General features: G+C 69.5%; 12 protein-coding genes. 2 read left to right on the forward strand and 10 right to left on the reverse strand.

The features are described from left to right. Nucleotides 1-10: 10 nt before the first annotated feature. Nucleotides 11-319: an STAS domain-containing protein gene (locus ISN75_RS16950; RefSeq protein ID WP_343821043.1), complete on the reverse strand. Its 309-nt coding sequence runs from the start codon at nt 317-319 to the stop codon at nt 11-13. Nucleotides 320-557: 238 nt separating this feature from the next. Between ISN75_RS16950 and ISN75_RS16955 the strand changes: the two genes are divergently transcribed. Together ISN75_RS16955 and ISN75_RS16960 are read left to right on the forward strand one after the other, a co-directional pair. Next, nucleotides 558-1,697, forward strand: coding sequence for a flagellar hook-length control protein FliK (locus ISN75_RS16955; protein WP_167256728.1), 1,140 nt, complete (start codon nt 558-560; stop codon nt 1,695-1,697). Then, on the forward strand, nt 1,694-1,954 hold the full coding sequence (locus ISN75_RS16960) for a flagellar biosynthesis protein (protein WP_167256727.1): 261 nt from the start codon (nt 1,694-1,696) through the stop codon (nt 1,952-1,954). The genes ISN75_RS16955 and ISN75_RS16960 overlap by 4 nt, the downstream gene beginning before the upstream one ends. A gap of 960 nt (nt 1,955-2,914) precedes the next feature. Here the strand turns inward: ISN75_RS16960 and ISN75_RS16965 are convergent. Genes ISN75_RS16965 through flhF form a run of 9 tightly spaced genes read right to left on the reverse strand, consistent with a single transcriptional unit; the run spans nt 2,915 to nt 11,357 of the window. Beyond that, entirely contained in the window at nt 2,915-3,388 is a 474-nt protein-coding gene (locus ISN75_RS16965) for a chemotaxis protein CheW (protein ID WP_343821041.1), read from the reverse strand. 36 nt (nt 3,389-3,424) lie between these two features. Beyond that, nucleotides 3,425-4,465, reverse strand: coding sequence for a flagellar motor protein MotD (gene motD, locus ISN75_RS16970; RefSeq protein WP_167256723.1), 1,041 nt, complete (start codon nt 4,463-4,465; stop codon nt 3,425-3,427). Then, nucleotides 4,462-5,202 (reverse strand): flagellar motor protein, encoded by a 741-nt coding sequence (locus tag ISN75_RS16975; protein WP_168647936.1) that lies wholly within the window; start codon nt 5,200-5,202, stop codon nt 4,462-4,464. The genes motD and ISN75_RS16975 overlap by 4 nt, the downstream gene beginning before the upstream one ends. Before the next feature lies 1 nt (nt 5,203). Beyond that, complete coding sequence (locus ISN75_RS16980; protein ID WP_343821039.1) at nt 5,204-7,156, reverse strand: chemotaxis protein CheA; 1,953 nt, start codon at nt 7,154-7,156, stop codon at nt 5,204-5,206. Between the two features lie 13 nt (nt 7,157-7,169). Continuing rightward, the gene (locus ISN75_RS16985) at nt 7,170-7,802 is read right to left on the reverse strand and encodes a protein phosphatase CheZ (protein WP_167256720.1); all 633 of its coding nucleotides are present in this window, start codon (nt 7,800-7,802) and stop codon (nt 7,170-7,172) included. Next, the gene (cheY, locus tag ISN75_RS16990; protein WP_167256719.1) at nt 7,799-8,206 is read right to left on the reverse strand and encodes a chemotaxis response regulator CheY; all 408 of its coding nucleotides are present in this window, start codon (nt 8,204-8,206) and stop codon (nt 7,799-7,801) included. The genes ISN75_RS16985 and cheY overlap by 4 nt, the downstream gene beginning before the upstream one ends. Nucleotides 8,207-8,254: 48 nt before the next feature. Beyond that, nucleotides 8,255-9,052 (reverse strand): RNA polymerase sigma factor FliA, encoded by a 798-nt coding sequence (locus ISN75_RS16995; RefSeq protein ID WP_167256718.1) that lies wholly within the window; start codon nt 9,050-9,052, stop codon nt 8,255-8,257. Continuing rightward, nucleotides 9,049-10,011 carry a MinD/ParA family protein gene (locus ISN75_RS17000; protein ID WP_243868124.1) on the reverse strand — a complete coding sequence of 321 codons (963 nt, stop codon included), beginning with the start codon at nt 10,009-10,011 and terminating at the stop codon, nt 9,049-9,051. The genes ISN75_RS16995 and ISN75_RS17000 overlap by 4 nt, the downstream gene beginning before the upstream one ends. Continuing rightward, a complete protein-coding gene (gene flhF, locus ISN75_RS17005; RefSeq protein ID WP_343821035.1) occupies nt 10,008-11,357 on the reverse strand; it encodes a flagellar biosynthesis protein FlhF in 1,350 nt (449 codons plus the stop codon). The genes ISN75_RS17000 and flhF overlap by 4 nt, the downstream gene beginning before the upstream one ends. Between the last annotated feature and the right edge of the window lie 128 nt (nt 11,358-11,485).

The raw sequence follows: 11,485 nt of genomic DNA on the forward strand, positions 1-11,485 counted from the left end.
GTCTACCTCGTCAGGCCGGCATCGCTGCCGGCAGTTCCAATGTCTGTGCCAGGCCCAGCCGGGCCGCCCCGTCGCGCAGCACGTCGCTGGCGCCCGCCCACCGCACCGCCATGCCGCGCGCCGCCGCCTCGCGGCGGAATACCGCCAGCAGCTGCAGTGCGGCCGTGTCCACGCGTTCCACCGCGGCGCCGTCCAGCTCCGTGGCGGGTGCGGACAGGGCCGCTTCCAGCGCGGCCTTCACCGCCGCCAGGTCCGCGATGCGGCAGTCCGCCGGCAGCGCCACGCGCCCGTCCGCCTTGTCCGTCTTCGCCTTGCCCATGTCCCGCCGTCCTGCCTGTGTGATGGCTTACAGGGCGGTTATCGGCGGGGACGCGGGCGTCTTTAGGCCGGGTGCGCGGCTTTTTTTCGCGGCCGGCACGGAACGTGCTCCCACCTTCCGGATGGCCTGGCGCGGCGTCGGAAAATCGCCGCTCAAGTTCCTGCGCGTCCGGCCGAAGACATGCGTGTAGCGATGGCAAAGGCGTCAAACCGGTGACGCTCATAGCCCAGGAGCCGAAGTGATCATCCAGCCAACCAGCCTTGCCGCATTGACCTGGGCCGGCGCCGCTTCCGGCGCCAGCGCGGACAGCTGGCGCGTCGGCGCCGTGCTGGCCGCGCGCACCCTGGGCTACAGCGAACAGGCCAAGCTGGTGCTGCAGATCGGTTCGCTCACGGTCGAGGCCGAACCGCCGGGCACTCAATTGCCCTCGCAGTTCCAGGTGCGCGTGCTGAGCCTGGGCGCGGAACCGAAGCTGGAAATTCTCGGCGGCCCGCCGCTGGACCAGGCCGTCAGCCGCGCCCTGCGCGAACGCCTGCCGCAGCAGAACGGCTACGCCCCGCTGCTGGCCACGCTGGGCGCGCTGGCCCAGCGTCCGCTGCTGCGCCAGCTGCCGCCGCCGCTGCGCGCGGCGCTGGCCTTGCTGGAACACAGCATCCGCACGCCGGTGGAGATCGCGCATGCCGCCGGCCTGAAAGAAGCGGTGAAGCGCAGCGGCCTGTTCCTGGAATCCCAGCTCGCCCATCCGCAGACCGACCTGGGCGAACTGGGCGAGGACGATTGGAAAGCCGCCCTGCTCCGCCTGGCCGCCACGCTGGATCGCGGCAGCCCGCCGCAACCGAACAGCGACCACGCCGAAACCGCTCCGCCGCTGGCGCAGCGCGGCCTGGTGGCGCAGCCACGCGCGCCGATGCCCGAATCCGCCCAGCCCGGCGAAGTCGACAGCCTGCTGGTGCGCCTGCACGGCGAAGTGCATGCCGCGCTGGCGCGGCTGGAAGTGGCGCAGCTGGAGACCCAGGCCAGCGGCGCGTGGATGATCGAGATTCCGCTGCAGGGTGAAGGCGGTCAGGACATCCTGCAGTTGCAGATGACGCCGCATGAGGACGATCCGGAACAGCCCACCTCGTGGGTGCTGGGCTTCGCCATCGACCTGCCGCGGCTGGGGCCGGTGCAGGGCGAGCTGCAGTTGCGCGGCCTGCGTCTTTCGGTGCGGCTGTGGGCGCAGCGGGCCGAGACGACGATACGTCTGGAGCGGCTGTTCGGCGATCTCAGCCATCAGCTCACGGCCAATGGCCTGCTGCTGGATCAGCTCACCTGCCAGACCGGCATGCCGCAGCCGCCGGGTTCGCGCAGCGCGGTGCTGCTGAAGGCGACCGCATGACGCAGGCCTTGCCTCCGCCGAGCCGCAAGGTGAGTTTGCGCGTGGCCGCGGGTGGGGCTGCGTCGCCTGCGTTGCCGCCGGAGGCGTTGGAGCAGTTGTTGGCGCGGGCGCGGGGGTTGGGGATTGCGTTGCATCATGATGCGCAGGTAGGGGCGTTGCTTGCTGCGCTTAAGTTGCGCGCCGATATTCCGGTGGAGTTGTATGCGGCTGCCGCGGCTGTCTTGAGCAGCGTTTATCGCGCGTCTGAGGAGGGGTGAGGCTGCGCCTCGCTTTGCTCGTCATCCCGGCGTAGGCCGGGATCCAGTGGCGACTAGGTGTGGTTGTCGCGACTTGGCCGCTTATGCAGCGGGCATTCCGTGCGCCTGCCGGCGCCCGGGTCACTTTCTCTTTGCTGGCCCAAAGAGAAAGTAACCAAAGAGAGAATGGCCTTAGAGCAAAGGCTCGCGACGCGACTAGAAGGAGCGGTGGGCGGCTGCGGTAACTTGATTAACCTGGGTCTACACGAAACGACGGTGCGTTTACGTAGCGGCTGCTTCAACGTGCCGTGGCGGAGAGGACGTTCAAGAACTGAGGCCCGCTTGAGCGGTGCGCTCTGCCTCAGCTTCTCAGGTCGAATCCTTCTCCCTCCGGGAGAAGGTGGCGGCAGCCAGATGAGGGTTCGGGCGGAGCGCGGCGTTACACCCCGCCACACCGGCGTAGGTTGGGGTGAGCCGCAGGCGAACCCCAACGTGGCGAGGCGCGGGAAGGTGCGGGTGTTGGGGTTCGCCTGCGGCTCACCCCAACCTACGCCGGCAAGATTTGGCCTTGCGCTTCGCCCGGCCCCTCACCCTGCCCTCTCCCCGGAGGGGAGAGGGGTGTAGTGGTGAGGTAGGCAGGAACGAAGAACAGAAGCTGGCCTCGGTCACTGAACATCCTCTCGGCCACGGCACGTTGAAGTACGCGTTACGTAAACGCACTGCCGTTTCGTGTAGACCCAGGTTAATCAAGTTACCGCAGCCGCCCACCGCTCCTTCTAGTCGCGTCGCGAGCCTTTGCTCTAAGGCCATTCTCTCTTTGGTTACTTTCTCTTTGGGCCAGCAAAGAGAAAGTGACCCGGGCGCCGGCAGGCGTCCGGAATGCCCGCTGCATAAGCGGCCAGTTAGCGGCCAGCGACAACCGAGCGATACCGCTACTGGATCCCGGCCTACGCCGGGATGACGAGTAGGAAGCGCCTCAGATCAGGCGACAGCCTCCAACCCCTCCTGCAAGCGGCAAAGCCGCCTCACATCCAACAACGCAACAAACCCACCCGCGCAAGGCGCCACCCCCTCCACCGGATCGTCCTCACGAACCACCCTCCCCGGCGGCGCCGCCACCACCTCCCCACTCACATCGAGCAGATCGCCAACGGCATCCACACGCAACCCGACAAGGTGCCCCTGGTGCGACAACACCACAATCCGCCTCCGCGCACTCTCGCCAGCATCAACCGGCAAGCCCAGCCGCCGGCACCCATCCAGCACCGGCACAATGCGCCCGCGCAACTGGCGAATGCCAAGCAGATCCGCCGCCGCCCCGGGCACCGGCGTGATATCCCCATCGCGCACCACCTCGCTCACCTGCGTCAGCGGCGCCGCATACGGCTGCCCGGCCAGATGAAAGATCAGCCAGCCGCGTTCGGCGGGCGGCGCGGAAGCGCGGTCCTCGTTCATGCGTAACTCTCTCGATAAGTCATGGCGGCGCCCAACTCAGCCGTTCTCGGCGGGCGCAATCTGCACGGCGCGCAACTTAGCAGCCACCGGCAAACTGCCGGTCGGCACCGCGGGCACGGCGACCGCGGGCATCGCTTCCGGCAACACGGCATGTTCCGCCGGTGGCGCAACAACGTGCATGACCGGCGCCGGCGCATCCGGCGCGCTCGCCGGCGCGGCCTGCGCCACCGCCGGCTCCGCGCGATCGGCATCGCTGTAGAAGCGCGCCGGGCCCTGCTGGTCGCCCAGCACCACCACCAGCACGCGGCGGTTGCGGTTGCGGCCTTCTTCGTTCGCATTGTCCGCGGCGGGGCGGTACTGCCCCCAGCCCATGATGCCGATGCGGTTCGGATCCACGCCATTGTCGGCGAACAGCCGCGCCACGCTCGCCGCACGCGCGGCGGACAGCTCCCAGTTCGACGGAAAGACCGAGGTATTGATCGGCTTGTCGTCGGTATAGCCTTCCACCCGCAGCGGATTGGGGAACGGCGACAGAATGCCGGCCACGCTGCGCAGCGTGGTGTCCGCCTCGGGCGACAGCCGCGCCACGCCGCTGGGGAACAGGATGTCGGTGCGGATCTCGATCTCCAGCCAGCTCTGCGTGCGGCGCACCACCACCAGGCTCCGGTCGATCAGCGGCTGCAGCGCGTGCTGCACTTCGTCCTGGATCTTCTGCAGGTTTTCCTGCGCATTCTCGCGCGTGGTCAGCGCGCCCTGGGTCATCTGCGGCGGCAGCGACTGGCTCGGCAGCGCCACGGCCAGGCGCGGGCGCAGCGACGGCGGCGTGGTGCTGGTGGAGCGCTTGGCCGGCACCGGCGCGGGCGCGGTCGCGCTGTTGGTCTGTACCGGCTGGATCTGCTTGTTGTTGCCGTTGAAGGCTTCGATGATCGACTCGGACATCACGCGGTACTTGCCCTCGTTCACCACCGACACCGCGTACATCACCACGAAGAACGCGAGCAGCAGCGTCATCAGGTCGGCGTAGGGGATCGCCCAGGCCTCGTGATTGACGTGGTCCTCGTGCTTCTTCTTCCTCATGTGAGGTAGCCCTGCAGGCGGCTTTCGATCTGGCGCGGGTTGTCGCCGCGGGCGATCGAGACCAGGCCTTCGATGATGATCTCGCGCATCTTGCCCTGCTTGTGGATCATGCCCTTCAGGCGCGAGGACATCGGCAGCATCAGCAGGTTGGCCAGCGCCACGCCGTAGATGGTGGCGACGAAAGCCGCGGCGATGCCGTGGCCCAGCTTGCTGGGGTCGGCCAGGTTCTGCATCACGGCCATCAGGCCCATCACGGCGCCGATGATGCCCATGGTCGGCGAGTAGATGCCGGCCTGCTCGAACACTTTCGCGCCGGCCAGGTCCTCGTGCTCGCGCGTGTCCTGCTCCACTTCCAGCACGCCGCGGATCGCTTCCGGCTCGCTGCCGTCGACCAGCAGCTGCAGGCCCTTGCGCACGAACGGATCCTGCTCGGACTCGATCTGCGGCTCCAGGCCGAGCAGGCCCTGGCGGCGCGAGATCTCGCTCCAGCCGATCACGCGGCTGATCAGATCGTTGGGCACGTGCCTGGGCGGCTTGTAGATCATCGGCAGCATGCCCATCGCATGCTTGAGCACCTTGCCCTGGGTCTGCACCAGCAGGGCGGCGATGGTGCCGGCGAAGACGATCACGAAGGCCGCGGGGTTCCACAGCGCTTCCACGCTGGAACCCTTGAGGATGGTGCCGAGGATCACGACCACGAAGGCCAGGATCGTGCCGATGATGCTAACCAGATCCATGTCAGACCACCGCTTCTAAGGTTGGGGATAGCCGCGGCGCCAGCTGCCACGGACCGCCTTCGCCGGCCAGGCCCGCCAGGTCCAGCACCAGGGCCAGGCGCCCGTCGCCGGTGATGGTCGCGCCGGCCACGCCGGCGGTGCCGGCGAACAGCCGCCCCAGCGGCTTGACCATCACGTCCTCGCGGCCGAGCACGTCGTGCACCAGGCAGCCCAGGCGCTGGTGGCCGATATGCAGCACCACCACGTGGCGGCCAGCCGTCGGCGCGGCCGCCGACCATGCGGCCAGGTCGCCCAGCGGCAGCGCGCGGTCGCGGTGCGCGGCAATCAGGCTGCCGTCGAGCAGGCGGTCCTGCCCGGCGGAGAGTTCGAACACTTCGTCCACGTTGCTCAGCGGCATCGCGAACAGGCGCGCGCCGACGCGCACCATCAGCACGCGCACGATCGCCAGCGTCAGCGGCACGGTCAGCTCAAGCTCGCTGCCCTGCCCCAGCTTCGAGCGCACCTGCAAGGTGCCGCCGAGTTCCGCCACGCGCGTCTTGACCACGTCCATGCCGACGCCGCGGCCGGAGATGTCGGACACCTGCGCGGCAGTGCTGAAGCCTGGGCGGAAAATCAATTCCAGGCATTCGGTCTCGGACAGGCGCGCGGCCTGCGCCGCGTCGATCACGCCTTTCTCCACCGCCTTGCGGCGCAGGATGTCCGGATCCATGCCGCGGCCGTCGTCGGCCACCACGATCACGATGCGCTCGCCGCGCTGGCTGGCCGCGAGGCGCACGCGGCCCTTGCGCGGCTTGCCGGCGCTTTCGCGCACGTCCGGCGTTTCCAGGCCGTGGTCGACCGCGTTGCGCAGCAGGTGAATCAGCGGATCGGCCAGCGCCTCGACCAGGCTGCGGTCCAGGTCGGTGTCCTCGCCTTCCAGCACCAGCTCGATCTCCTTGCCGAGCTGGCGGGCGAGATCGCGCACGATGCGCGGGAAGCGCTGGAACAAGCGGCCCACCGGCTGCATGCGCATGCCGAGCACGGCGCCCTGCAGTTCGTCGGCCACGCGATCGAGTTCGCCGGCCGCGGTGTTGAACGGTTCATCGCCGCTGCTGGCGGCGAGGCTCAGCAATCGATTGCGCACCAGCACCAGTTCGCCGGCACGGTTGACCAGCGCATCGAGGCGGCCGGTGTCCACGCGCACGGTGGCTTCCGGCGGCGGCGCGGCCTTTGCCGCGGCTTTGGCCGGCGCGGGCGCTGCGGCAGCCTTCGCCGCGGCGCCGGGTGCGGCGCCCTTGCCATGCAGGCTGTCAAGCAGCGCTTCGAATTCGCTGTCGTCGATGGTGCCGGCCGACGGCTGCACCGGCGCGCCGGGCGCCTTGCCCTTGCCGTGCAGGTTGTCCAGCAGGTTTTCGAACTCGGCGTCGTCGATCGTCTCGGACGCCGGCGGCTGCACCGGTGCGCCCGGCGCGCCGCCCATGCCGTAGAGACTGTCGAGCAGCGCCTCGAATTCACTGTCGTCGATGGTGCCACTCTCCTCCGTCGCCGGCGCGGGTGCCGGCACGGGGGCGGGCGCCGGAGCCGGCGCTCGTGCCGCATGCGGCTGCAGCCGCACCAGCAGCGCCGCGGGCGCCACCGGCATGTCGCCGGACGCGGCGAGCGCGGCCATCATCGCGTTGACCAGGTCCAGCGCTTCCAGCAATGCGTCCATCCGCGCCGCATCGATCAGCACGTGGCCGGCGCGCGCTTCGTTGAGCAGGTCCTCGGCGTGATGGCACAGCTGCACCATCGGGTCGATGCCGAGGAAGCCCGCGCCGCCCTTCACCGTGTGGAAGGCGCGGAACACCGCATTGAGCAGTTCGGCGTCGCGCGGCGCTTCCTCCAGCGCCACCAGCTGTTCGCCCAGGCGCTGCACCAGTTCCCCGGCCTCGACCAGGAAATCGTCGCGCAGCTCGCTGTCGAGTGACGGATCCATCGGAACCCCGCGCTCAGAAACCGAATTCGCTGAGCAGGCGGTCCGCCTCGTCCTGGCTGTTCACCTTGGCCGCGGCCACCGGCGCTTCGCCGCCGGCCAGCGCGCCGGTGAGGCGCACCAGTTCCAGCAGCGAGGACTCCACGCTGCCGATAAAGGTGGACACTTTCTTGATGCGCTGGCCGGACAGGTCCTGCCACGACTGCGCCATCACCATGTCCGACAGCCCTTCGCGGCACTGCCCGGCAAACTGCCGCGCCTGTGTCGCCAGCTCCGCCGCTTCGCCGCCGCCGGCCAGCACGGCATCAGCGCTGCTTTCCAGCGCGCTGGCCTGCGGGCGCATGCGCTCGGCGAAATCGATGCTGCGATGGGCGGCCTTGGCGCTCATCTCCAGCACGTCGTGCAGATGCTGGCGCGCGTCGGCCACGCTACCGGGCACGCCTTCCTGGGCCAGCTCGCCGCCGAGGCGGCGCACGGCTTCGTGCAGGTCGCGGGCCAAGAGGCCCAGCGCGCGGAACAGGTGCTGCTCGCGCTGGCGCACCATGGTGTCCAGCGCCATCTCGAAGGCGGCGCCGTCGGGGCTGGCCAGCAGCTCCTGCACTTCCTGCGGCAACGCCGCGCTCATGGGGGTAATCATCACGGCGCTCATGCGCTTGCTCCTTGCGCGGCGAGCCGCTCGAAGATCTTGTCCAGCTTTTCCTTCAGCGTGACCGCGGTGAAGGGCTTGACGATGTAACCGTTCACGCCGGCCTGGGCGGCGGCGATGATCTGGTCGCGGTTGTTCTCGGCGGTGACCATCAGCACCGGCAGGCCTTTCAGCGCGGGCTCGGCGCGGATCGCGCGCAGCAGGTCGATGCCGGTCATGTTCGGCATGTTCCAGTCGGTCACCACCATGTCGAACGACTGCTGCTTGAGCACCGCCATGGCATTGACGCCGTCGTCGGCTTCCTGGATCAGCGCATTGGTGAAGCCCAGCTCCACCAGCAGGTTGCGCACGATGCGCCGCATGGTGGAGAAGTCGTCCACCACGAGGATTTTCATGTTCTTGTCCAACGTCGGCTCCAGGGGTCCTAGTGGGGTTTGAGGGGTGTGGTTCGGAGCTCAGCGCGTCGCCGCGGCCGCGGACTTCGTGCCGCCGCGGCGCCCGCCGCCGGCGCCCTTGGCGTCTTCGGCTTCGCGCCAACCGGTCATCCGTGCACGCAACCGGATCAGCGCCTGCCCATGGATCTGGCACACCCGCGATTCCGTCACGCCGAGCACGGCGCCGATCTCCTTCAAATTCAGTTCCTGCTCGTAGTACAGCGACATCACCAGCTGCTCGCGCTCCGGCAACCCGCCGATCGCCTCCACCAGCGCCCCGCGCATGCCTTCCTGCTCGAAGCGGTCCTGCGGCCCCAGGCCTTCCTGGTCGGCCACGTCGAGCGCTGCGCCGTCCTCGTCGTCCTCCGGCGCGGAGAGGCTGAGCAGGCGCGCGCTGGCCGCGTCGGCCAGGATCTGGTGGTACTCCTGCGCGTCGATGCCCAGCCGCCGGATGACCTCGGCGTCGGTGGCGTCGGCGCCCGTTTCGTTCTCGATCTGGCGCACCACCTCCGACACTTCGCGCAACTTGCGGTGCACCGAGCGCGGCGTCCAATCGGTCTTGCGCAGCTCGTCCAGCATGGCGCCGCGGATGCGGATGCCCGCATAGGTCTCGAAGCTGGCCATGCGGTCGGTCGCATAGTTCCGCGCCGCTTCCAGCAGGCCGATCATGCCGGCCTGCACCAGGTCGTCCACGTCCACGCTGGGCGGCAGCCGGCCCATCAGGTGATAGGCGATACGGCGCACCAGCGGAGCGTGCCGGCGCACCATCTCCTCCGTGCTTTCGCGTTGCAGTTGCAGATATTCGGAAGCCACGCTCATCTCACACCCCCCTCGCGTACCGGGTCCGGCGCCATGGCGACCTGCCCTCCAAAAAAGGCGATGCGGTCGCGACCCGTGCGCAGGGGTTCTCCCCATGTATCGACCGCACCCGCCATTTGCTTGAATCCCCGTGCGGACCGGCTGGCCGGCCACAGATCCACCACCGCGCCCTGGCGGCGGATGGCCTGGCGCAGGTGTTCGTCGTAAGGAACCGCGCCCATGAAATCCAGCGCCACATCCAGAAACCGGTCGCACACGCGGGCCAGCTTCTCGTACAGCTGCCGCGCCTCGCCGGCGTGGCGCACCATGTTGGCCACCACGTGGAAGCGCCGTACGCAGAAGTCGCGGCTGAGCACCTTGGTCAGCGCGTAGGCGTCGGTGAGCGAGGCCGGCTCGTCGCAGACCACCAGCACCACGTCGTCGGCCGCCGCGGCGAACATCACCACGTTGTCGGCCACGCCGGCGGCGGTGTCCACGATCAGGAATTCCGGCGGATCGGGCAGTTCGTCGAAGGCGCGGATCACCGCGGCGTGCTCGCGCGTATCCAGCTGGGCCAGGCGGCGCGCGCCGGAGCCGGCCGGGATCACCTTCAGCCCGTGCGGCGCCGGCAGCATCAATTCGCCGAGCGAGCAGCTGCCGTCCAGCAGGTGGCCGATATGCCGCGACGGCTGTAGGCCGAGCAGCACGTCCAGGTTGGCCAGGCCCAGGTCCGCATCCAGCAGCGCCACCTCGCGCCCGGCCATGGCCAGCGACATGCCGAGGTTCACCGCCACGGTGGACTTGCCCACGCCGCCCTTGCCGCCGGCCACGGCGATCGCGCGGCAGCGGCGCGGCGGCGCGGCGGGCAGCGAATGGCCCGCGCCTGCGGAGAGCGGGCGCACGTCATCGTTGCCGGAAGAATGAAAAGCCGAGAACAGATTGCTCAGGCCCCAGGCCTGGTCCATCGCCAGCGTGGTCATCGTGCACCCGCCACGGCCAGGCCGAAGCGCTCGGCCATATAGCCTTCGTCCACCGCCGGCGCATTGCCCCTGAGCACCTGCGCGGCGCGGCAGACCAGCACGCGCGCATCGGCGGTGGCGAGGTCTTCGGGCACGCGCTGGCCGTCGGTGGTGTAGTCCAGCGGCAGCCGGTGGCGGATCAGCGCGGACAGCGCGCCGCCCAGGCTGGGCGCTTCGTCGAGCTTGGTGAGGATGCACGCCTGCGGCTGCTGCGGCAGGAAGGCGCGCACCATGTCGTCGATCGCCTGCGCCTGCGCATTGGCGGCCAGCACCAGGCAGGTGCGCAGTTCGCCGGCGGCGCGCAGCAGTTGCATCTGCTGCTCCAGGCGCGGATCGCTGCCGGCCACGCCGGCGGTGTCGACCAGCACCACGCGGCGGCCGCGCAGCACGTCGAGCACTTCGCGCAGGCTTTCGGCATCGTGCGCGGGAAACACGCGGGTGCCGAGCAGGCGGCCGTAGTGCTCCAGCTGCGCGGCGGCGCCGATGCGGTAGTTGTCGGTGCTGACCAGGGCCACCTGCGAAGCGCCATGGCGCAGCACGGCGCGCGCGGCGAGCTTGGCGATGGTGGTGGTCTTGCCCACGCCGGTCGGTCCGACCAGGGCCACCACGCCGCCGCTGGCGGCGACGTCGTAGCCGGTGACGGCGAGGCTGCGGCTGAGCACGCCCAGCGGCAGATAGCGCGCCTGGTCGGCGCTGAGGCGGTCGGGCAGTTCGTCGGCGAGGCGGCGCGCCACGTCCGGCTCGATGCCGATGCGCGTCATGTCGCGCAGCACGCGGCCGCGCAGCGGATGGCGGCGCTGCAGGTCGTTCCATGCGAGCGAAGCCATCTGAGATTCCAGCAGTTCGCGCAGGCTGCCCAGCTCGGCGCGCATGCGCGCGGTGTCGAGCGCGGCCTGCTCCACCATCGGATGCAGCGGGGCCGGTTCGGCGGGTGCGGCGGCGGGTTCGGGTTTTGCCGCGGCGACCGGTGCGGCGGCGACGGGCGCGGCAACCGGCGCTACCGGTGCACGCTGCGCGGGCGCGGCAACGGGAGCCACCGGCGCGGGCGCCGGCGCACGCCGCGGCTTGGGCGGCAGCACCGGCGGTTCCGCCGCGCGCTCGCGCACGATGCGCACTTCGGTCGGCAACGGTTCGCCCGAGCGCGCGGCCTCGCGCACCAGGGACTCGTCATAGTCGACGGCGGCAATGATCTCCACGCCCTCGTCGAGACGGCGCGTGGAAAGAATGACCGCGTCGGGGCCTTGTTCCTCGCGCACTTCGCGCATGGCCTGGCGCATGTCGGGCGCTACGAAACGCTTTATTTTCATGAAAAGGTTTTCCTTGCGCCCGGGGAATAGGGAATAGGGAATAGGGAATAGGCAAGCCGCGCTGTTTGCCGGCAAGTCGACCATGAGTTTTTCACTACCTGCGGGCGCAACACGCACAAGTCGCGGCA

This window comes from Dyella marensis (assembly GCF_049532885.1).
Classification (GTDB): Bacteria; Pseudomonadota; Gammaproteobacteria; order Xanthomonadales; family Rhodanobacteraceae; genus Dyella_D; species Dyella_D marensis.

Bases quoted from the DNA above. Each gene is read 5' to 3' on its own strand.
- ISN75_RS16985 (WP_167256720.1), bottom strand. From the start codon at position 7,802: ATGAGCGCCGTGATGATTACCCCCATGAGCGCGGCGTTGCCGCAGGAA.
- ISN75_RS16960 (WP_167256727.1), top strand. From the start codon at position 1,694: ATGACGCAGGCCTTGCCTCCGCCGAGCCGCAAGGTGAGTTTGCGCGTG.
- ISN75_RS16980 (WP_343821039.1), bottom strand. From the start codon at position 7,156: ATGGATCCGTCACTCGACAGCGAGCTGCGCGACGATTTCCTGGTCGAG.
- ISN75_RS16975 (WP_168647936.1), bottom strand. From the start codon at position 5,202: ATGGATCTGGTTAGCATCATCGGCACGATCCTGGCCTTCGTGGTCGTG.
- ISN75_RS17000 (WP_243868124.1), bottom strand. From the start codon at position 10,011: ATGACCACGCTGGCGATGGACCAGGCCTGGGGCCTGAGCAATCTGTTC.
- ISN75_RS16995 (WP_167256718.1), bottom strand. From the start codon at position 9,052: ATGAGCGTGGCTTCCGAATATCTGCAACTGCAACGCGAAAGCACGGAG.
- flhF (WP_343821035.1), bottom strand. From the start codon at position 11,357: ATGAAAATAAAGCGTTTCGTAGCGCCCGACATGCGCCAGGCCATGCGC.
- ISN75_RS16965 (WP_343821041.1), bottom strand. From the start codon at position 3,388: ATGAACGAGGACCGCGCTTCCGCGCCGCCCGCCGAACGCGGCTGGCTG.
- ISN75_RS16950 (WP_343821043.1), bottom strand. From the start codon at position 319: ATGGGCAAGGCGAAGACGGACAAGGCGGACGGGCGCGTGGCGCTGCCG.
- motD (WP_167256723.1), bottom strand. From the start codon at position 4,465: ATGAGGAAGAAGAAGCACGAGGACCACGTCAATCACGAGGCCTGGGCG.